Below are 20296 nucleotides of genomic sequence, written 5' to 3' on the forward strand. Positions count from 1 at the left end.
GCCCGCCCCTTCACCTAGTTGCTGCCCACCGGCTGCGGGGCCGGTTCCGCGGTGGCCGGCGCGGTCGCCTCCGCCGCCGCCTTCTCCCGCAGGTGCGCCCGGATCGAGTAGGCGAGGGCCGCCGCCCACAGCGCGTACAGGGCGACGTACAGGAGGACGGCGGGGGTGCCGGACAGCCCGGCCCAGTCGCTGTTGATCAGCGTGCGGACGTTGGTGACGATGATGACGCCGCCGACCGCCGAGCCGAGCACCCGGGGCGGGAAGATCCGCACCAGGAACGCGGCGATCGGCGCGGCGATCAAGCCGCCGAGGAGGAAGGCGAGGACCCAGGTCCACTCGATGCCCTGGGAGCCGAGGGAGAACAGGAAGCCGAGGCTCGCGGCGACGGCGACCAGGAACTCGCTGGTGTCGATGGAGCCGATGACCTTGCGCGGCTCCATCCGGCCGCTGGCCAGCAGAGCGGGTGTGCCGACCGGGCCCCAGCCGCCTCCGCCGGTGGCGTCGAGGAAGCCGGCGACCAGGCCGAGCGGGGTCAGGAAACGGCGGCGCAGCGGCTTGCCGAGGCGGTCCTTGGGCAGGCCGCGCAGGGTGAAGCGGGACATCACGTACACGCCGAGGCCGAGCAGGATCAGGGACATCACCGGCTCGGCGACCTCGGTGGACAGCTTCGACAGGACGGTGGCGCCGAGGAAGGAGCCCACCGCGCCGGGGATGCCGATCTTCGCGACGACCTTCCAGTCGACGTTGCCGAAGCGCCAGTGCGAGGCGCCGGACATCAGGGTGGTGCCGATCTCGGCCAGGTGCACGGTGGCCGAGGCGGCGGCCGGGTTGGTGCCCATCGCCAGCAGCAGCGTGGTGGACGTGACGCCGTAGGCCATGCCGAGGCTGCCGTCGACCAGTTGGGCGCCGAGGCCCGCGAGGGCGAGCAATATCAGCGTGCGCATGGTGGTCCCGCCGTCCTCTCGATTTCCCTTGCTTTCCCATCGGAGTGGTAGGAAAGCACCGCCGGTGATGGTAAAGCACCAATCTGAGCGGGAACTGAGAGGCCGGGACACCCCCTCCCAACTGGTCATATGACCATTGGGGGGTCTCCTGTACAGAATGGGGCCGCACATGAACAGCGCATGAACCCGCGCCGACGGCGGCGCTCGATGGGAGGCGCTCCCCTTTGGAGCTGACCAGACGTACCTTCAGCGCCCTCGCCGGCACCACGGTCCTCGGACTCGTGCTCGGCGGCGGGAGCAGCGGCGCGGCGCCCGACCTGGCCGGCCGGACGGTGCCGACCGGTCCGCCGCCGCCCCGGCCCCGGGCCGACGGGATCCGGCACCAGGTCGGCCGGGACCGGTACTCGCTGCTGGTCGACGGCCGGCGGCTGGTGCTGTGGCCCGGCGAGTTCCATCCGTTCCGGCTGCCCAGCCCGTCCCTGTGGCGGGACGTGCTGGAGAAGATGCGGGCGCACGGCTACAACGCGGTCGAGGTCCCGGTGGCCTGGAACGTCCACTCCCCCGCCCCGGACCGCTACGACTTCACCGGCGTCCGCGACCTGGACCTGTTCCTGCGCACGGCGGCCGGCACCGGTCTGTACGTGGTGCTGCGCCCCGGTCCGTACATCGGCGCCGACCTGGACGGCGGCGGGCTGCCGGGGTGGCTGGCGGGCACCGGCGCCCGGCCGCGCACCACCGACGCCGGGTATCTGCGGCACGCCGACGCCTGGCTGACCCGGGTGAACGCGACGGCCCGGCGGCATCTGTACACCCGGGGCAAGGGAACGGTGCTGCTCTACCGCACGGAAGCGGCGGGCGACTCCGCCGACGCCCGGGCGCTGGCGCGGCACGTGCGCGACAAGGTGCGGGCCGACGGGATCGACGTACCCCTGGTGTCCGGGGACACCGCGGTGCGGCGGACCGCCGGGCCCGAGGAGGAGCGGCGGCTGCGGCTGGCGGGGATCGGCGCCGGGACCGCCGTACCGGCCGGGTCGCTGGCCTTCGGCGGGATCAACCTGGGCTGGCTGGGCGCGCCGACGCTGCCCACCCGGTACGACGAGGGGGCCGCCATCGACGGCGGCCGCAAGGCGACGTCCCGGCTGGCGCCGGTGCACCAGCTCGGCCAACTGACGCGGACCGTGCCGGACTTCGCCCGGCTGCGGGAGGCGGCGCGGGTGCGGGCGGGCGACCGCCGGGTGAGGGTGCGGCACCTGGCCAACCCGAACACCGGCACGCAGGTGTACGTGCTGCGCAACGACTCCGACACCGAGATCACCACCACCCTGCCGGGCACCCCCGTCGCCGCGCCGGTCAAGGTCGCCGCGCGGGACGCCAAGCTGCTCGCCACCGGACTGCCGATGGGCGGGGAGCGGCGGCTGGTGTACTCGACCGTGCAGCCGATGATGTTCCTGAGCGACGTGGGCGGTCAGGACATCGCGGTGTTCACCGGGCGGCACGGCGAGAGCGCGCAGGTGGTGCTGGAGTGCCCGAGCGAGCCGGAGACGATGCGGCTGGACGCGGAGGCGGCCTGGGCGTACGACCACGGCCGGCTCAACCTGAGCGTGCCGCTGGGCATCGGCGGGCTGACCCGGGTGTCGGTGGCGGGCGGCGGCTCGGACCGGACGCTGATCCTGGTCTTCGCCGACGACGCGGCCGCGCTGCGGATGTGGCCGTACGAGACCGGCTCGGGCAGCTTCCTCGTGTACGGCCCGGCGCTGCTGCGCGACGTGACGACGGAGGGTGCCACCGCGCATCTCACCGGGGACGTCCGGGGCGCGACCGGGCTGGAGGTGTGGGGGCCGAAGGGGCTGGCGTCGGTCACCTGGAACGGCACCGCGCGGCGGGTGAACGTCAGCCGGGCGGGCAGCCTGACGATCGAGGGCATGCTGCCGGCCGCGTCCCAGGTCGCGCCGCCCGCGCTGGACGGCTGGCGGCGGCGGACCGGGAACCCGGAGTCCGCCCCGGACTTCGACGACACGGACTGGACCCGCGCCGACCGCACCGAGTCGCACGGCCCGACGCCGGTGCCGCCGTCCGGTCCGGTGCTCTTCGCCGACGACTACGGCTGCTACTACGGCGACGTCTGGTACCGGGCGCGGCTGACCGGCGCCGCCGGTCTCACCTCGGTGACCCTGTCCCACCGCACCGGGCCGGACGGCATGGTGCTGGCCTGGCTGGACGGGGAGCCGCTGGGCGGCGGGCGCGGGACGGCGGGCGAGCAGGAGACGGTCCTCGAACTGCCCGGCAGGCTGCGGGAGCGGTTCACGGACCGGGCGGCGGGCGCGGTGCTGGCCGTGCTGGTCCGGCCGGGGCCGCACGACGACCGCAAGACGGCGCGCGGGCTGACGGCGGCCGGCTTCGCCGGGGCCGCACCGCGGGCGGCGTGGCGGATACGGGGCGCGGCGGCGCCCGACCCGGTGCGCGGGCCGTTCAACAACGGCGGGCTGTACGGGGAGCGGGAGGGCTGGCACCTGCCGGGCCTCGACGACCGGGACTGGGCGGCGGCGGAGTCGACGCGCGCCGGGCGGCGGCAGGGCGAGACCTGGTTCCGGACCGGTTTCCGGCCCGAGGTGCCGGCGGGCGTCGACGCCTCGTTCGGGCTGGTGCTGGAGGACGGCGACGAGGACCGCGCCTACCGGGCGCAGATCTTCCTCAACGGCTGGAACGTCGGCCAGTACGCCAACGACGTGGCCGGCGCCCAGCACACCTTCGTCCTGCCGAACGGCATCCTGCGCCCCCGCGCCGCCAACACCCTCGCCCTCGCGGTGCTGTCGCAGGGCACGGCGGAGGCCGGGCCGCGGACGGTACGGCTGACCGTGCTGGGGGCGGCGGCCGGAGGGGTGCCGCTGGACGCGGTGTCCTCCCCCGGCCGCTGAGCCCGGCCGCTGAGCCGGGCCGTCAGGCCAGCCGGATCACGTTCCAGGACAGCGGCTCCAGGGCGGCGGTCAGCCGGCCGTCCCGGAGCGCCGTGCCGGCCACCGGGTGCGGGGCGACCCGCTCCGGCTCGGCGAGCGTGTTGCGGGCCCCGGGGTCGGCGTCCGCCAGCGCGCTGTGCTCGACGACCTCGCTCAGGTCCAGGCCGTTCAGCGCGACGTCCAGGGGCAGCGCGTCGGTGCGCGACCGGTTGACGGCGAAGACGGTGACCGTGCCGTCCGCGGCGCGCACGGCGGTGGCGTGCAGCAGGTCGGTCTCGCCGTACTTCTTCGTCTCGTACGTCGGTGAGTCCACCCGGACGTCGAGGACCTCGCCGCGGCCGTACGCGGACGCCTGGGCGAAGGGGAAGAAGGTGGTCTGGCGCCAGGCCGGGCCGCCCGGTTCGGTCATGATCGGGGCGATGACGTTGACCAGCTGGGCGAGGCAGGCGACGGTGACGCGGTCGGCGTGCCGCAGCAGCGCGATGAGCAGCGAGCCGAAGACCACGGCGTCCAGGACGCTGTAGTTGTCCTCCAGCAGGCGCGGCGCCTCGGGCCAGTCCAGGGCGGCGACCTCGGCCTGCGACCGCTCCATGTACCAGACGTTCCACTCGTCGAAGGAGAGGTTGATCCGCTTCTTGGACTTCAGGCGGGCGCCGATGTGGTCGCAGGTGGCGACGACGTTCTCGATGAACGACTCCATGTCCACGGCGGAGGCCAGGAAGGAGTCGACGTCGCCGTCGTGCGGCTCGTAGTAGGCGTGCAGGGAGATGTGGTCGACCAGGTCGTAGGTCTCCTTGAGGACGGTCGCCTCCCACTCGGCGAAGGTCTCCATCGACTGGCCGGAGCTGCCGCAGGCGACCAGTTCCAGGTCCGGGTCGATCTGGCGCATCGCGCGGGCGGTCTCGGCGGCCAGGCGGCCGTACTCCTCGGCGGTCTTGTGGCCGGTCTGCCAGGGGCCGTCCATCTCGTTGCCCAGGCACCACAGCCGGATGCCGAAGGGGTCCTTGTCGCCGTGTCCGACACGGCGGTCGGACAGGGCGGTGCCGGCCGGGTGGTTGGCGTACTCCTGGAGTTCCAGGGCCTCGGCGACGCCGCGGGTGCCGAGGTTGACGGCCATCATCGGTTCGGCCTGCGGGCCGATCTTCTTCAGGAACGCGATGTACTCGGAGAGGCCGAAGCGGTTGGTCTCCGTGGACCGCCAGGCCAGGTCGAGGCGGCGGGGGCGGTCCTCGGCGGGGCCGACCGAGTCCTCCCACTTGTAGCCGGAGACGAAGTTGCCGCCGGGGTAGCGGACGGCGGTGACGCCGAGTTCCCTGACCAGGTCGAGGACGTCCTGGCGCAGGCCCGCCTCGTCGGCGGTGGGGTGGCCGGGTTCGTATATGCCGGTGTAGACGCAGCGGCCGAGGTGTTCGACGAAGCTGCCGAAGAGACGGGGGTTCACTTCGGCGACGGTGAAGGCGGGGTCGAGGGTGAAGCGGGCGGTACGCATTTTTTCCTTTCGAGGGTTGTTCTCTGTCCGCGGGTGCGTTGTGGCTGGTCGCGCAGTTCCCCGCGCCCCTGGAGGGGCGCTTCACTGACCGGCGAGGCCCGTGTGGGCCACGCCCGCCACGATCTGGCGCTGGAAGAAGACGAAGACGATGATCAGCGGGAGGCCCGCCATCAGGCCGCCGGCCATCAGCTGGGCCCACTGGATGCCGTAGGAGTTCATGACGGTCGCGATGCCGTTGGGCATCGTCATCAGGTCGGGGTTGTTGGTCACCATGTACGGCCACAGGAAGTTGTTCCAGGAGCTGATGAAGGTGAAGATGCCGACCGCCGCGAGGGAGGGGCGGGACAGCGGCAGGATGATGGTGAAGAAGACCCGCCAGCGGCCCGCGCCGTCGATGAACGCGGCCTCCTCCAGTTCGCGCGGGACACCCTGGAAGAACTTGTAGAGGATGTAGACCATCGCGGCGGGCGCGCACTGCGGCAGGATCATGCCCCAGTAGGTGTCGACCATCCCCATCTGCTGGACCGTGGTGAACAGCGGGACGCCGAGCACGGCCGGGGAGACCATCAGCCCCGCCATCACCACGCCCATCAGCAGACCCTTGCCGCGGAACTCGGTGCGGGCGAAGCCGTAGCCGGCCAGCGCGGCGACCAGCACCACGACCGCGGTCACGCAGACCGACACCACCAGGGAGTTCACGAACCAGTTGGTGATGTTGCCGGTCTCGAAGATGGCCGACCACGCCTGGCCGGTCCAGTCCTTCGGCAGCCAGTGGGTGGGCACCTCGACGGACTCGGTCTCCGACTTGAGCGAGGTGAACAGGGCCCACAGGAGGGGGGAGAGCATGACCGCGGAGACGGCCACTCCGAGGAGGGTGAGGACGATCTGGCTCGGGGTCCAGGACCGCTTGCGGGTGTGTACGGCGGTGGTCGTCATCGGCCGCCCTCCTCACGGTTGCGCAGCAGCCACATCCGCCCGAGCGCGACGGCCGCGATGAGCACGAAGAAGATGATGGAGATCGCGGAGGCGTAGCCCACGCGGTAGCTGGTGAAGCCCTGTTCCAGGGTGTACTGCACGAAGGTGCGGGTGGAGTCCTCGGGACCGGTGCCGAAGTCCATCATCACCACCGCCTGGTCGAAGACCTGGAGCGAGGCGAGGATCTGGAGCGCGATGACCAGACCGGTGATGTTGCGCAGCAGCGGCAGGGTGATGTGCACCATGCGGTGCCAGGCGTTGGCGCCGTCCAGCCGGGCCGCCTCGTAGAGGTGGGCGGGGATGCCCTGGAGGGCGGCGAGGTAGAGCAGGAAGCTGAAGCCGACCGTCCACCACAGGGTGCAGATGACGACGGCGAACATGGCGTAGGACTTGTCCGTCAGCCAGGGCGTCTCCAGCCCGAAGACGTGGTTGATCATGCCGTTGCCGGGGTTGAACAGCCACTGCCACAGGTTGCCGGCGACGGTGGACGGCAGCAGGAACGGCAGGAAGAAGCAGAGCCGCCACAGCCACTTGCCGCGCTCGATGTGGTGGGCCAGCATCGCGAGCAGGAAGGCCAGGACGGTGATGCAGGGCACCACCAGGAGGGTGAAGAAGGCGCTGTGGCCGAGCGCGTCCCACATCAGCGGGTCGTCCAGCGCCTCGCGGTAGTTGTCGAGGCCGACGAAGTGCGCGGCGTCGCCGGAGATGTTGGCGTCGGTGAAGCTGAGCCACAGGCCGCGCAGCAGCGGCCAGATCACGAAGAGGGCGAACAGCAGCAGGAACGGGGCGACGAACCAGCCGCCGTGCTGGAAGCCCTGCTTGCGGCGGACGGTGGCGCCGGCCGCGGCGGTCCTCGCGCGGGCCGGGCGGATGACGGTCTCGGCGCTGGTCGTCGTCATGCGAGCGCACCTCCCTCGGCGGCGGTCCTGCCGTCCATCGGGTTCTTCATGGCGAGCAGCGTGGCCAGGGTGCTCTTCATCCGGCCGGCGACGGCGTCCGGCTTCGCGGAGCCGGTGGTCGAGGAGACGACGATCGGGCCGACCCGCTGGGCGAGGATGCCGGTGGATCCGGCGAACCACACCTTGGGCTCGGTGGCCTGGTGGTCCATCGCCGTTACGTACTCGTTCTGCGGCTGGAGTTCCTGGTACGCGGCCGTGGTCAGGGTCGGGGTGTAGGCCGGGATGTGGCCGCCGGCCGCCCACTGCTTGGCGTGTTTGACGACGTAGGCGGCGAGGCGGTGGGCGCCCTCGTTGGTGGCGCCGCCGCGGCCCGCCTGGTGCGGCAGCACGAAGGAGTGCGATTCGGCGTGGGTGGCCTGCTTGCCGAAGACCGGCGGCAGCGGCACCGCCCCGTAGTCGACTTTCGCGCTGTCGAAGACCGGCACCGACCAGTTGCCCTCCCAGCAGAACGGGGCGCCGTTGACGAACTGCTCGGCGCCCGCGGTGCCGCCGTAGCCCGCGTTGGCGTACCCGTCGGTGAGATGCCGGCGCAGGAACTCCAGTACCTGGGTGGCCTTGTCGGTGTCGAAGGTGACCTCGGTCTGGTCGGCGCTGAACCAGGTGCCGCCGAGCTGCGTGTAGAAGGCGACGAAGAACCACCACTGGAAGTTCTGGTCGCTGTGCCACAGGCCGATGGTCTGCAGGCCCTTCTTGGTGGCCGCCTTGGCCTCCTTCAGTACGCCGAACCAGTCGTCGACGGAGGTGACTGGCACCATGCGGCCGTCGGCGCCGAGCAGGCCCGCCTTCTTCAGCACGTCCTTGCGGTAGAAGCAGAGCTGGACGTGGATGTCGAGCGGCAGGGCGTAGAGCTTGCCGTCGATGACGGCGCGCTTCCACAGCTCCGGGTTGAAGTCCTGCTCCCGGACGCCGTACTTGGCGAGCAGGTCCATGTCCCAGGGGTCGAGCAGGCGGCCCGGCGAGAAGCCGGTGACCCGGCCCAGGTGCATCACCCCGAGGTCGGGCGCGCGGTTGCCCGCGGCGGCCATGGCGAGCTTGGTGTAGAAGGGGCTGCCCCACTGGAGGGTGGAGTCCTTCACCTCGATGCTCGGGTTCTCCGCCCGGAAGGAGTCCAGCATCGCGATCATGTTGTAGCCGTCGCCGCCGCTGAAGAGGTTCCAGTAGCGCACGCGGGTGTCCGCACCGGAGGCGAGCGCGTCGGCCCCGGTTCCGAGCGCCGCGAAGCCGAAGCTTCCGGCGACCGTCAGCCCGCCGAGTCCGGCGAGCAGTTGCCTGCGATTCAGGCCAGGTCGTCCCATGCCCTGCCCCATCCATCGTTTCGATGTTTCCGTCGCTCGACATTTCTGCCGTTCGACATTTCTGTCGCTTCGATATCTCTGTCGTTCGATATTTCGGATACCGCTCGTAACTTCGAACGGACGGTAAAGTCGAACGCCTCGCGCGTCAATGGGTTGGACACGATGACGCGCACATCCACAGGCGCGTACGCTCTGAACCCCGCTGGACGCAGACGGCTGAGGGGGTGCGGATGGACTTCGCGGTCCTCAGCGAGTTCTACACGGACTTCTGGTGGATCCCGGCGACCGTCCTGGCCGCCGCCCTGGCCCTCAAACTGCCCGTGATCATCCGCTTCCGGGCCGACCCCACGCTGCGCGCCGTCGGCGGTCTGCTGCTGCTGGCCTGCGCGGTGTTCGTGTTCGTCGCGCCGTCCACCATCGCCCGGGTCAACCGGCTCACCGGCGTGCCCAACATCTCCGCGCCCTGGGTGTACTCGCTGCTCACCGCGTTCTGCGGGTCCTGTCTGCTGCTGCTCATCGCGTGGCGGGGCGGGCTGTCCGACCGGTCGGCGGCGACCCGCCGGGCCGCCCGGTGGGTGGTGGCCGGCTACTCGGGGGTGATCGTCGCGCTGTGGGTGCTGTTCGCGCTCGCGGACGCGCCCGTGGAGCGGCTGCGGGACCTGGACACGTACTACGCGACCACGCCGTTCATGCGCGAGATGATCCTGCTGTACCTGCTGGCGCACACCACGGCCGCGCTGATCACCTCCGGGCTGATCCGGAACTGGGTCCGCACCGACGGACTGGACGCCTGGCTGCGCTGGGGACTGAAGTTCCTCGGCGCCGGCTACGCGATGAACCTGCTCTTCGACGCCGCCAAACTGACCGCCGTCGTGGCCCGCTGGAGTGGCCACGACCTGGACCGGCTCAACACCGACGTGGCCCCGGCGGCGGCCTGCGGCTCCGCCGTGCTGATCGCGGTCGGCTTCATCCTGCCGCACGCCGGGCAGTACCTGCACGACCGGTGGCGGGTCCGGCTCGCCCACCGCGAACTGCGCCCGCTGTACGTGCTGATGCGCACGGCGGTCGGCGACCGCGCCGGCTTCGTCTGGCGGGCCAGCCCCGAACTGCGCCTGACCCGCCGCGAGACGTTCATCCGCGACGCGCTGCTGCCGCTGGCCCGCGCGCTCGACGAGGACCTGCGCCGCCGGGCCTACGACGCCGCCGTCGCCCTCGGCCACCCGCCGGGCCGGGCCCGGGCGCTGGCCGCCGCGGTGGCCGTCCTGGACACGGTGCGGGCCGGGCGGCCCGCGCGGGACGGCGACGGCGGCGCCGGGGACGGCTCCACCGCCGAACTGCTGCGGGAGATCGGCGCCGTCTCCCGGGCCCTCGGCCACCGCGACGACCTGCGGGCGGTACGCGCCCGCGCGCTGCCGCCCCGCGATCCGGTGCGGGCGGCGGAGTGAGTGTGGAGATCGCAGTGTGGAGATCGCGGAGAACTGGCCGAAGGGCCGGCCGGCTTGGCATATTGCGGGGGTGACCGTGCGACGTCCGGACGGTCGGGGCGCGAGGGGAGAAGGGTTGCGCAAGAGCAGGCAGATGCGTCGCCTCGCCGACGCGCTGATCGACCCGATCCGGGTGCCGCTGCCCGCCGATCCCGAGGTGCTGTTCGAGGCGCTGGTGGAGTCGGTCGCCGCGTGGCGCGGCCGGGAACTCGTCGTGCGCCGCGAGACGTTCCCGCCGCACACCGCCAGCGGGCTGTGGCTGGAGGGGACGGACCAGGACGTGGTGGTGGTCGACCGGCGGGCCGCCGTGTGGCACCAGATCGTCATCCTGTGCCACGAGGTCTGGCACATGAGCCGCCGGGACGCGGACGCCCCGCCGGTCCCCGGCGGCGCGCCCCGGCCCGCCGCCGCCCGCACCGACTTCGGCCTCGCCGAGGAACAGGACGCCGACCGCTTCGGCATGCTGATGGGCCGCCGGCTGCGGACCTGGCTGGAGACACCCGAGGAGAGCGGGTACCCGGACCCGGACCCCGGCACCGCGGGGCTGGCCGGCCGGATCGGGGCCGCGCTCAACTACCGGGGGCCGGGCGGATGAGTACGGCGGTCAACTACCTGAGCTGTGCCGTCCTGTGGATCGGCCTCGCGGTCAAGGCGCCGGACCTGGTCCGCCACCGGCACGACCCCTACCTGCGGGCGATCTGCGCGGTGCTGGGCCTGGCCGGGCTCTGCTTCTTCCTGGGCGCCCCGCCGACGGTCGGCGCCGTCAACCGGCTGGGCGGGGTGCCCAACCTGGCCGCGCCGCTGACCTACGCGTCGATCACCGCGTACGGCGCCGCCTCCCAGGTGCTGATCGTGTACTGGCGCGGCGGCCCGGCGGTGCACCGGGTGGCCCGGCGCTGGATCCTGGCGTACACGGGTGTCGTGGTCGGCATCGCGGTGACGTTCGCGCTGGGCGAGGCGCCGGTGGAACGCCGTACCGACCTGGACACCTACTACGCCGGCACGCCGTACCTGCGGGAGATGATCCTGCTCTACCTGGCCGGGCACCTCGCCGCCGTCGGGGTCACCGCGCGCTCCGCGCTGCGCTGGGCCCGGCAGGTCGCCGCCGGACCGCTGCGCACCGGACTGACCGTGCTGGGCGCCGGCAGTCTGTGCGCCGCCGGGTACAGCGTCGCCAAGCTGGTCGCGGTGACCGCCCGCTGGACCGGCCGGGACTGGTCGGTGCTGGTCACCGGCGTCTCGCCGGCCGCCGCCGGGCTGGGCGCGCTGCTCACCGTCACCGGCGTGCTGATCCCGCTGGCCGTGCCGCGGGTGGCCGAGTGGCGGCGGGCCAGCCGGGCCTACGTACGCCTCGCCCCGCTGGAACGGACCCTGGAGGAGGTCATCGACCGGCGTGCGCTGCGCCTGCCGCGGCCGCGCTTCGCGTCCCCCGCGACCCGGCTGATGTGGCGCCAGACCAGCATCCACAACGCGCTCAGCCACCTCGACGCGCACCTCGACGGCGCCCTGTACGACCGCACCCGGCGCGCGGTGCTGAGCGAGACCCGCGACCCGGACCGGGCCGAGGCGCTGGCCTGGGCGGTGATCATCACCGGCGCGGTGGAACAGGACGCGGCACAGCCGACCGCCGCCCGGCCGGCCGGCGCCCTCCGGGTCCCCGGGCCGGCGGCCCTGGTCCGGGTCGCCGACGTACTGTCCGGGCCGCTGCCCCGCGCGGTCGCCGCCCGGGCCCGCGCCGCCGCCGTGACGGGCAGCGCGTGACCGCGGCGGTACCGGGCGGACGGAGACCGCGGTGAGCGCCGTCGTGTACGCGGCGGCCCTGGTGTTCGGCCTGTCCTGCGTCGTGCTGCTGCGCCGGCCCGCCACCGCCGTGCGCAACCCCCCGGTGCTGTCCACCTGCGTCGCCATCCTGCTCGGCGCCCTCGTCCTGGCCTGCTCGGCGCCGCTGACCCTGGCCACCGTCAACGACCTCACCGGCGTCCCCAACTTCGGCGCGCCGCTGACCTACGGCATGCTCTCGGCGTACAGCTGCTCGCTGGTGGTGCTGGTGATCGTGTGGCGGGGCGGGCCCGCGGACCGGGTGCGCCGCCTGGTGCTGGGCACCGTCGCCGGGTACGCCCTGCTGGTGGCCGCGCTGGTGGTGCTGTTCGTGCTGGCCGACGCGGACACCGAGCGCCTCGCCGACCTGGACACCTACTACGCCAACACGCCGTACCTGCGGGAGATGATCCTGCTCTACCTGGCCGGGCACACCGCGGCGATGGTGGCGATGTGCGTGATGTGCCTCAAGTGGGGCCGCGAGGTCACCGGCCTGCTGCGCACCGGGCTGCGGCTGATCCTGGCCGGCGCGCTGCTCGACACGATCGGCTTCCAGGCCGCCAAGTACACCGCCGTCGCCGCCCGGCTCACCGGGCACGACCTGGACTTCCTGTCCACCTACGTGGCTCCGCCGATGGCCTCGCTGGGCGCGCTGACCTGCTCGGCCGGCTTCGTGCTGCCGCGCCTGCTGCCGAGTGCCGTCGCGCACTGGCGGGGCCTGGGCGACTACCGCCGGCTGGCCCCGCTGGCGGCGCTGCTGCGCTTCGTGCCGACCGCGCCCAAGCCCGCCGCCTCCTGGTGGCGCTCCCCGCGCGAGCGTCTGCAGTGGCGGGAGGTGTCCATCCACGACGCGCTGCTGGCACTCGCCCCGTACTTCGACGACCGGGTGCGGGTCCGGGCCCGGGACGCCGCGCTGCGCGCGGGCCGCACCGCGCACCAGGCCCGGCTGGTCGCGGAGGCCGCGATGCTGACCGACGCGGCCCGCCGCGCCGCCGCCCGCGAGGACCCCCTGGACGCCCCGAGCACCTACCGGCTGCGCGCCACCGAGGTCTCCGGCCCTGGCGGCCTGGTCGAACTGGCGGAGGCGATGACCCGGCGGCCCACCGTGCGGTGAGCGCGGGGGGGGCGGGCTGCGACGGGGGCGCGGGCAAGGGGAGTTGACACCGCCGGACCCGCCCCGGACCCGCCCCGGACCCGTCCCGGAGCCACCGTGGACTCCCCGCGGCGGCCCGGCCGCCGAGCTGACGGACCCGACGTTCCGACCAGCCGTCGGCGCGCTGCCCGAGGGTACGGTGAGGGCCGCCCACGGCTGCCACGGGGGCGGGGACCGGACCCGAGGAGACCCATGTCGCGTAGAGCTGTCGTCATCGGTGCCGGACTGGCCGGTCTGCTGGCCGCGGCGGCCCTGTCCACCGCCGTGGACGAGGTGATCGTGCTGGAGCGCGACGACCTGCCGGACGGCCCGGCGCACCGCCGGGGCCTGCCGCAGGGACGCCACGCGCATCTGCTGATGGCCGGCGGGCTGGCCGCGATGGACGGCCTGGCGCCCGGCCTGGACCTGCGCGAGCGGCTGCTGGCGGCCGGCGCGCGGGAGATATCGCTGGCCTCGGGCATGCTGGCGCTCAGCCCCGAGGGCTGGCTGCGCCGCTGGCGCCGCGCGGGACCGCACCTGGTCACGTGCAGCCGCGCCCTGCTGGACTGGGTGGTACGGCGGGCCGTCCTCGACCGCGCCACCGGCGTCACCGTCCGGCACGCCGACGTGCGGGGCCTCGCGGGCGACGCGCGGCGGGTGACCGGGGTGCGGATCGCGGCCGGGACGGGGGCGGCGGACCTCGACGCCGACCTGGTGGTGGACGCGAGCGGACGCGGCTCCCGGCTGCCGCACTGGCTGCGCGAACTGGGCGGGCCCGAGCTGCGGGAGCGGACCGTGGACGCCGGGCTGGTCAACGCCACCCGGGTGTACCGGACGCCGCCGGGCGCGGAGCGCTTCCCGCTGACCATCGTGCAGGCCGACCCGTACGCCGGCCGGCCCGGCCGCAGCGGCATGGTGCTGCCGATCGAGGACGGCCGCTGGATGGTCAGCCTGGCCGGCACCCGGGGCGGCGAGCCGCCCGCCGACCCGGACGGCTTCCTCCGGTACACCCTGGACCTGCCCGACCCGATCGTCGGCCGGCTGATCTCCGGCGCCGAACCCCTCACCGACGTCCACGTCAGCCGCTCCACCAGCAACGTACGGCGCTACGCGGAGCGGGCCCGGCGGTGGCCCGAGCGGTTCGTGGTGCTCGGCGACGCGCTGGCCACCTTCAACCCGGCCTACGGACAGGGCATGTCGGTGGCCGCGCTCGGCGCCCGGGTGCTCGGCCGCGAGCTGCGACGCGGCGGCGTGGACGTACCGGGGCTGGCCCGGCGGGTGCAGCGCGGCGCGGCCCGGCCGGTCGACGCGGCCTGGGCGCTGGCGGTCAGCCAGGACGTGCGGTACCCCGAGGCGCGCGGCGGGCGGCCGAACGCCGCCGACCACCTCGTCGCCGCGTACACCCGCCGGCTGACGAAGACGGCGACCGGCTCCTACCCGGCCGCCGCCGCCCTGTGGGACGTGACCAGCCTGCGCACCGGGCCGGGCCGGCTGCTGCGCCCGGACACCCTGCTGGCCACGCTCGGCGGCCCCGCGCTGCCGCCCGCCGCCGAGCCGCCGCTGACGGCCGGCGAGCGGGAGGTGCTGCGCGGGCTGGACCGGGTCGGCGCCTGACGGGCCGTCGCCCCGAAGCCGGACTGACGTACCGTCAGCCCGGACCCGGCAGGCGCGCGCTCGCTGCCCGGACGGCCGGTCAGCCCCCGTAGGCGGGCTGCGCGAGCCCCTTGCCCGCGTCCGGCACCACCAGTACCGACCCGGCCAGCGGGTGCGGGGCGGTGAGGCCGGTGCGGGCCGTGGTGACGTACAGGTCGGTGAGGCCGGTGCCGCCGAACGCGCACGCCGTGCCGCGCGGCACCGGCAGTTCGACCACCCGGTCCAGCCGCCCGTCCGGCGTGTACCGGCGGACCGCGCCGCCGTCCCACAGCGCCACCCACACACAGCCGTCGGCGTCCACGGTGAGCCCGTCCGGGAAACCGGCCCCGTCCTCGACCTCGGCCAGGGTCCGCCGCCCGGAGATCCGGCCGCTGCCGGGGTCGTGGTCGAAGACGTCGATGCGACGGGTCGGGGAGTCGACGTAGTACATCAGCCGTCCCTCCGGGCTCCAGCCGGTGCCGTTGCTGACCGCCACGTCGGCCAGCACGGTGGTGTACGTCCCGTCGGCGGTGAGGCGGGCGAGGGTGCCGCCGCCCGGCGCCTCGTCGTAGCGCATGGTGCCGGCCCACAGGCTGCCGTCCGGGGCGACGGCGGCGTCGTTGGCGCGGCGGCCCGGGACGGCCTCGCGGTGCGCCATGCGCAGCGAACCGTCCGGGTCGACCAGCCCGATGCCGTCCTGGAGGTTGAGCACCAGGCCGCCGCCCGCGCGCGGCTTGGCGGCGCCGACGTGCTGCTCGGTGGTGCGGACCGTACGGCGTCCGGTGGCCGGGTCGTAGGTGTGCACCCGGCGGCCCAGGATGTCCACCCAGATCAGCCGCGCCGCCGCCGTGTCCCAGGTGGGCCCCTCCCCCAGCTCCGCCTGGGCCCGTACCGCCACTTCCACTGCCGCTGGGTGGGTCATGCCGCGCTCCGGTGTCCGAGGTGTTCCGACAGGTCCGCCGCGCCCTTGGCGGCGAGTTGCTCCAGCTCCGCGCGGCGCTCGTCGCTCCAGCGGATCATGGGGACCGAGATGGACAGCGCCGCCACCACCCGGCCGGTGCGGTCGCGGACCGGGGCGGCGACACAGCTGACGTCCGGGTTGGACTCCCGGCTCTCCACCGCGATGCCCCGCGCCCGGATCTCGGCGAGGGCCGCCCGCAGGTCGGCCGGGTCGGTGATGCTGTTCGCCGTCATCGCGGCCAGTTCGGCGCCGTCCGGGAACCGGGCCGTCAGCTCGTGCTCGGGCAGCGAGGCCAGCAGCATCTTGCCGACCGAGGTGCAGTGGGCGGGCAGTCGCCGGCCGGCCGCCGACACCATCCGCACCGCGTGCGTGGAGTCCACCTTGGCGATGTAGATGACGTCGGTGTCCTCCAGGATCGCCACGTGCACCGTCTCGTCGCAGGTCTCGGCGACGGTCCGGGCCACCTGCTGTCCCTCGGCGGCGAGGTCGAGGTGCTCGGCGTAGCGCGCCCCGAGCTGGTAGGGACGCACCCCGAGCCGATACCGTCCGGGCTGTCCGGACACCGGAACGATGTACTTCCGGGCGGCCAGCGTGGTGACCAGCTCGTGCACGGTGGTGCGCGGCAGTTGGAGCCGGCGCACGATGTCGGGGGCGGAGAGTGTGCCGTCCCCGTCGAGGAACAGCTCAAGGATGTCGAGAGCCCTGGTCACAGCTGGTACGAGACGTCCCATGTACGGCTCCCCCTCTCTCTGTGTACGCCACATTTGCGTTCGAGATTTCAACAAACGATCGGCATGACGAACAAAGGCTAACCGGAGGGATTCCGTGCGGGCAACGGCCCGGCGCCCCGGTGCGCGACCATGACCGTATGACGCCCGCCGACTTCCAACTGGTGCTGCTGCGCCGCATGGCCGACCACAACCCGGACCTGGTGGACGACGCCCGCCGCACGCTCGGCGCCTCGCTCACCGACATGCGAGACGCCAACAAGCGCTGGCAGGCGATGCTCCGCTCGCCCCGGGCCCGCTCCGCCGCGAGCCGCTACCGTTCCGTCCTGGGCGAGCCCGAGTCGACGACCGCCCGCCGCGTCGGCGACCTGACCTGCGAGGCCCGGCGCTGGCCGGTGCCGCTCTGGCCGGACCTGCGCTTCGAGGTGCTGGTGGCGGCGAACGGCGCGGTGTGGAACGAGTGGCTGGTCCGCGCCCCCGGCGCCCCCGCCCCCGCCCTGCGCACCCTCGCCGACCTCACCCCGTGGTCCTGCACGGTCGACGAGGCGGCCCGCGCCTTCGCCCCGGCCCGCCCGATCCAGGGCTCGGCCCCGACCCGGGCGGGCCTGTCCTTCTCCGCGCCGGACCCGGACGGCGCCCCGCACGAGGTGGTCGCCGAGTTCACCTGGGGCCTGCTGCAACGCACGGCCGTCAGCGAACGGCGGCCTTGAGCACCGCCTCGGCCACCCGCTGGACCGACCCCGGGTGCAGCCACAGGAACAGATTCGGCTCGACCAGCTCCAGCTCCATCACCCGGGACTGCCCGTCCTCCCCGGTGACCAGGTCCACCCGCGCGTACAGCAGACGGTCCCCGCCCGGTACGGCGGCCAGGGCCCGGCGGGCCACGGCGGCCTCCTCCAGGGTCGGCCGCCACGGCTCCAGCCCCGGATGGGACACCTTCCGCTCGTCGAAGGCCGTACCGGGCGCCAGCACGGCTCCCTTGCGGCTCGCGTGCAGCAGCTCACCCCCGAAGTACAGCAGCGCCCGCTCCCCGCTGGAGTCGACGGCCCGCACATACGGCTGCACCATCGCGGTCAGCCCCTCGGCGTGCAGCCGCTCCAGATGCCGTACGGCGGTGGCGTGTTCGCCAGGTGTGTAGCGGGCGGCGTACCGGGCGCCGGCGCCGGAGGCCGGTTTGATCACGTACTCCTGGTCGTCGGGGAGGTCGGGGGCCGCGCCGGGGGCGAGGTACCGGGTGGGGACCACCGGCACACCGGCCGCCGCCAGGTCCCCGAGATACCGCTTGTCGCTGTTCCACCGCACGATGTCGGCGGGATTGGCCAGCCGCGGCACGCGCCGCGTCCAGGCGACGAACTCCGCCGCCCGCCAGCTGTAGTCCCAGGTCGACCGTATGAGCACCAGGTCGAACGCGGTCCAGTCCACCGCCGGGTCGTCCCACACCGCGACGGACACCTCGGCACCGGCGGCGCGCAACGCGTCCGCCAGCACCGGCAGATCACGATCGACACCGACCTGGGGACCGGGCCGGCAGGTGACAAGGGCTGTGCGGGGCATGGGAACTCCAACCTCCTACGACGGTCCGGCCGCTTGGCAGGCTAACAAGTGGGGCCCTCGTCCCCGGGGTCCCAGTCCAGCAACCGCACCTTCGCCACCGTGCGGACATGGCGGCGCATCGCGGTGGCCGCGCGGCGCGGGTCGGCGGCGGCGACGGCGTCCAGGATGGCGCGGTGCTGGGCGAGCGAGCGGGCCGGGCGGGCCGGCTGGCGCAGCGACTCGGTGCGGCTCTCGGCGATCTGGGGGGCGATGGAGCGCATGAACTCCGCGAGCAGCGAGCTGTGTGCCGCCGCCGTCACCGCCGCGTGGAACAGCCGGTCGCCCTCGGTGCCGTGCCCGCCCGCGTCGATCTCGGCGGACATCACGTCGAGCGCGGTACGCATCGCCGTGAGGTCGGCGTCGGTACGGCGCTCGGCGGCCAGTTCGGCGAGTTTGGTCTCCAGGGCCTCGCGGGCCTCCAGGACGTCCGGCAGCCGCCGGCGGCGTTCGACCATCTCCTGGACCGGTTCCACGTCGAGGCTGTCGCGGACCAGGTAGGTGCCGCCGCCGTGCCGGGCCTCCACCAGGCCCTGGACCTCCAGGACCACGATGGCCTGCTTCACCGAGGCCCGGCTGACACCGAGGCGCCCGGCCAGGTCCCGTTCGGGCGGCAGCCGGTCGCCGGCCCGCAGGCCGCCCTCGGTGACGTACTGCCGCAGCCGCTGGAGCACCTGCTCGTACAGGCGCTGGCGGGGCATCGGGCGCAGGGCGTCGGTCACGGTTCCCCCTCTCCGGGCGAGGTTAACACCGGGCGGTGAAGTGGCCGAGTGGTTCAGCCACTTCACGCGCGACCCCTTGACGGGGAGCGCCGCCGGTACCACGCTGACCGGGCCGGCCGCCCACCCGAAGTGGCTCAGCCACTGAACCAGTCTGCCCAGCCCGCCAGCCCGCCAGCCAGGTCATCGTCGGGAGTCCGCATGTCCCCCGAACTCGTCTCGATCCTCGTCCTCGTCGTGGTGTTCGTCATCGCCACCACCCGTTCCGTCAACATGGGCGCCCTCGCCTTCGCCGCCGCCTTCGGGGTCGGCACACTGGTCGCGGACCTCGACGCGGACGGCATCTTCGCCGGGTTCCCCGGTGATCTGTTCGTCGTCCTGGTCGGCGTGACGTACCTGTTCGCCATCGCGCGGGCCAACGGGACCACCGACTGGCTGGTGCACGCCGCCGTGCGGCTGGTGCGCGGGCGGGTGGCGCTGATCCCGTGGGTGATGTTCGCCCTCACCGGGGCGCTCACCGCGATCGGCGCGGTCAGTCCGGCGGCCGTCGCGATCGTCGCGCCGGTCGCGCTCAGCTTCGCCACCCGGTACGGGATCAGCCCGCTGCTGATGGGCACGATGGTCGTGCACGGCGCCCAGGCGGGCGGGTTCTCGCCGATCAGCATCTACGGGTCGATCGTCAACGGCATCGTGGAGCGGGAGAAGCTGCCGGGGAGCGAGATCGGGCTGTTCCTCGCGTCGCTGGTCGCCAACCTGGTCATCGCCGGTGTGGTGTTCGTGCTGTTCGGGGGGCGGAAGCTGTGGGCCCGGGGGGCCGTGGAGACGACGGGCGGGGACGGCGGCACGGCGGGCGGGCGCGAGGGACCGGCGGGCGCCAGCGAAGGACCGGCCGGCAGGGGCGAGGGCCCGGCGGGCGGCGCCGCCCCCGCCCCCATGCCCGCCTCCGCCCCCGCTTCCGCCCCGGTCGCCGTCGCCGTACGGACCGAGGAGGACGCCGCCGGCGCGCCCGGCCGACTCACCCCGGCCCGGATCGCCACCCTCGTCGCGCTCGTCGCGCTGGTCGTCGCCGTCCTCGGCTTCGATCTGGACGCCGGTCTGACCGCCGTCACGCTGGCCGTGCTGCTCAGTACCGCCTGGCCCGAGGACAGCCGGCGGGCGGTGACCGAGATCGCCTGGTCCACCGTGCTGCTGATCTGCGGAATGCTCACCTACGTCGGGGTCCTCCAGGAGATGGGCACCATCACCTGGGCCGGCGAGGGCGTCGGCTCCATCGGCGTACCGCTGCTGGCCGCCGTGCTGCTGTGCTACATCGGCGCGCTGGTGTCGGCGTTCGCCTCCTCGGTCGGGATCATGGGGGCGCTGATCCCGCTGGCCGTGCCGTTCCTCGCGCAGGGCGAGATCGGCGCGGTCGGCATGGTCGCCGCACTCGCGGTGTCGGCGACGGTGGTGGACGTAAGCCCGTTCTCGACCAACGGCGCGCTGGTGCTGGCGGCGGCACCGGACGTCGACCGCGATCGTTTCTTCCGGCAGCTGATGGTGTACGGAGGAGTGGTGGTGGCGGTGGTGCCGGCCCTGGTGTGGCTGGTGCTGGTGGTGCCCGGCTTCGGCTGATCCAC

17 protein-coding genes are annotated in these 20296 nt (G+C 73.7%); 8 read left to right on the forward strand and 9 right to left on the reverse strand.

What is annotated here, in order from left to right; all coding sequences use genetic code 11:
* Nucleotides 1-14: 14 nt before the first annotated feature.
* Nucleotides 15-944 (reverse strand): sulfite exporter TauE/SafE family protein, encoded by a 930-nt coding sequence (locus AB0G32_RS30835; protein WP_361170607.1) that lies wholly within the window; start codon nt 942-944, stop codon nt 15-17.
* Between the two features lie 224 nt (nt 945-1168).
* Here AB0G32_RS30835 and AB0G32_RS30840 point away from each other — a divergent pair, with 224 nt between their 5' ends.
* Nucleotides 1169-3859: a beta-galactosidase gene (locus AB0G32_RS30840; protein ID WP_361170610.1), complete on the forward strand. Its 2691-nt coding sequence runs from the start codon at nt 1169-1171 to the stop codon at nt 3857-3859.
* 22 nt (nt 3860-3881) lie between these two features.
* Here the strand turns inward: AB0G32_RS30840 and AB0G32_RS30845 are convergent, their stop codons facing one another.
* The 4 genes from AB0G32_RS30845 to AB0G32_RS30860 form a co-directional block, all read right to left on the reverse strand.
* Nucleotides 3882-5387: an alpha-N-arabinofuranosidase gene (locus tag AB0G32_RS30845; protein WP_361170613.1), complete on the reverse strand. Its 1506-nt coding sequence runs from the start codon at nt 5385-5387 to the stop codon at nt 3882-3884.
* An 81-nt stretch (nt 5388-5468) separates the two neighbouring features.
* Complete coding sequence (locus AB0G32_RS30850; RefSeq protein ID WP_361170616.1) at nt 5469-6323, reverse strand: carbohydrate ABC transporter permease; 855 nt, start codon at nt 6321-6323, stop codon at nt 5469-5471.
* Nucleotides 6320-7261: a sugar ABC transporter permease gene (locus AB0G32_RS30855; RefSeq protein WP_361170619.1), complete on the reverse strand. Its 942-nt coding sequence runs from the start codon at nt 7259-7261 to the stop codon at nt 6320-6322. Before AB0G32_RS30855 ends, AB0G32_RS30850 begins: the two co-directional genes overlap by 4 nt.
* Complete coding sequence (locus AB0G32_RS30860; protein WP_361170622.1) at nt 7258-8616, reverse strand: extracellular solute-binding protein; 1359 nt, start codon at nt 8614-8616, stop codon at nt 7258-7260. Before AB0G32_RS30860 ends, AB0G32_RS30855 begins: the two co-directional genes overlap by 4 nt.
* A gap of 230 nt (nt 8617-8846) precedes the next feature.
* Here AB0G32_RS30860 and AB0G32_RS30865 point away from each other — a divergent pair, with 230 nt between their 5' ends.
* From AB0G32_RS30865 to AB0G32_RS30885, 5 genes are all read left to right on the forward strand, one after another.
* A complete protein-coding gene (locus tag AB0G32_RS30865; protein ID WP_361170625.1) occupies nt 8847-10061 on the forward strand; it encodes an MAB_1171c family putative transporter in 1215 nt (404 codons plus the stop codon).
* Between the two features lie 133 nt (nt 10062-10194).
* The gene (locus AB0G32_RS30870; RefSeq protein WP_361170678.1) at nt 10195-10695 is read left to right on the forward strand and encodes a toxin; all 501 of its coding nucleotides are present in this window, start codon (nt 10195-10197) and stop codon (nt 10693-10695) included.
* The gene (locus tag AB0G32_RS30875; protein WP_361170628.1) at nt 10692-11861 is read left to right on the forward strand and encodes an MAB_1171c family putative transporter; all 1170 of its coding nucleotides are present in this window, start codon (nt 10692-10694) and stop codon (nt 11859-11861) included. Before AB0G32_RS30870 ends, AB0G32_RS30875 begins: the two co-directional genes overlap by 4 nt.
* A 31-nt stretch (nt 11862-11892) precedes the next feature.
* Nucleotides 11893-13032: an MAB_1171c family putative transporter gene (locus tag AB0G32_RS30880; protein ID WP_361170631.1), complete on the forward strand. Its 1140-nt coding sequence runs from the start codon at nt 11893-11895 to the stop codon at nt 13030-13032.
* A gap of 231 nt (nt 13033-13263) precedes the next feature.
* Nucleotides 13264-14664 (forward strand): FAD-dependent monooxygenase, encoded by a 1401-nt coding sequence (locus AB0G32_RS30885; protein WP_361170635.1) that lies wholly within the window; start codon nt 13264-13266, stop codon nt 14662-14664.
* A 79-nt stretch (nt 14665-14743) separates the two neighbouring features.
* On the opposite strand, the gene AB0G32_RS30890 is transcribed toward AB0G32_RS30885, so the two are convergent.
* Together AB0G32_RS30890 and AB0G32_RS30895 are read right to left on the reverse strand one after the other, a co-directional pair.
* The gene (locus AB0G32_RS30890; RefSeq protein ID WP_361170638.1) at nt 14744-15604 is read right to left on the reverse strand and encodes an SMP-30/gluconolactonase/LRE family protein; all 861 of its coding nucleotides are present in this window, start codon (nt 15602-15604) and stop codon (nt 14744-14746) included.
* Entirely contained in the window at nt 15601-16374 is a 774-nt protein-coding gene (locus tag AB0G32_RS30895) for an IclR family transcriptional regulator (RefSeq protein WP_361170641.1), read from the reverse strand. The genes AB0G32_RS30890 and AB0G32_RS30895 overlap by 4 nt, the downstream gene beginning before the upstream one ends.
* A gap of 137 nt (nt 16375-16511) precedes the next feature.
* Between AB0G32_RS30895 and AB0G32_RS30900 the strand changes: the two genes are divergently transcribed.
* A complete protein-coding gene (locus AB0G32_RS30900; RefSeq protein ID WP_361170644.1) occupies nt 16512-17081 on the forward strand; it encodes a hypothetical protein in 570 nt (189 codons plus the stop codon).
* Here AB0G32_RS30900 and AB0G32_RS30905 read toward each other — a convergent pair.
* Nucleotides 17062-17925, reverse strand: a complete 864-nt coding sequence (locus tag AB0G32_RS30905; protein WP_361170647.1) for a hypothetical protein — start codon at nt 17923-17925, stop codon at nt 17062-17064. The genes AB0G32_RS30900 and AB0G32_RS30905 overlap by 20 nt on opposite strands.
* Before the next feature lie 41 nt (nt 17926-17966).
* A complete protein-coding gene (locus AB0G32_RS30910; protein ID WP_361170650.1) occupies nt 17967-18683 on the reverse strand; it encodes a FadR/GntR family transcriptional regulator in 717 nt (238 codons plus the stop codon).
* Between the two features lie 198 nt (nt 18684-18881).
* Here AB0G32_RS30910 and AB0G32_RS30915 point away from each other — a divergent pair, with 198 nt between their 5' ends.
* Nucleotides 18882-20291: an SLC13 family permease gene (locus tag AB0G32_RS30915; protein ID WP_361170653.1), complete on the forward strand. Its 1410-nt coding sequence runs from the start codon at nt 18882-18884 to the stop codon at nt 20289-20291.
* Nucleotides 20292-20296: the final 5 nt, after the last annotated feature.

Origin of the sequence: Streptomyces sp. NPDC023723 (assembly GCF_040639815.1) — a bacterium.
Lineage (GTDB): Bacteria > Actinomycetota > Actinomycetes > Streptomycetales > Streptomycetaceae > Streptomyces.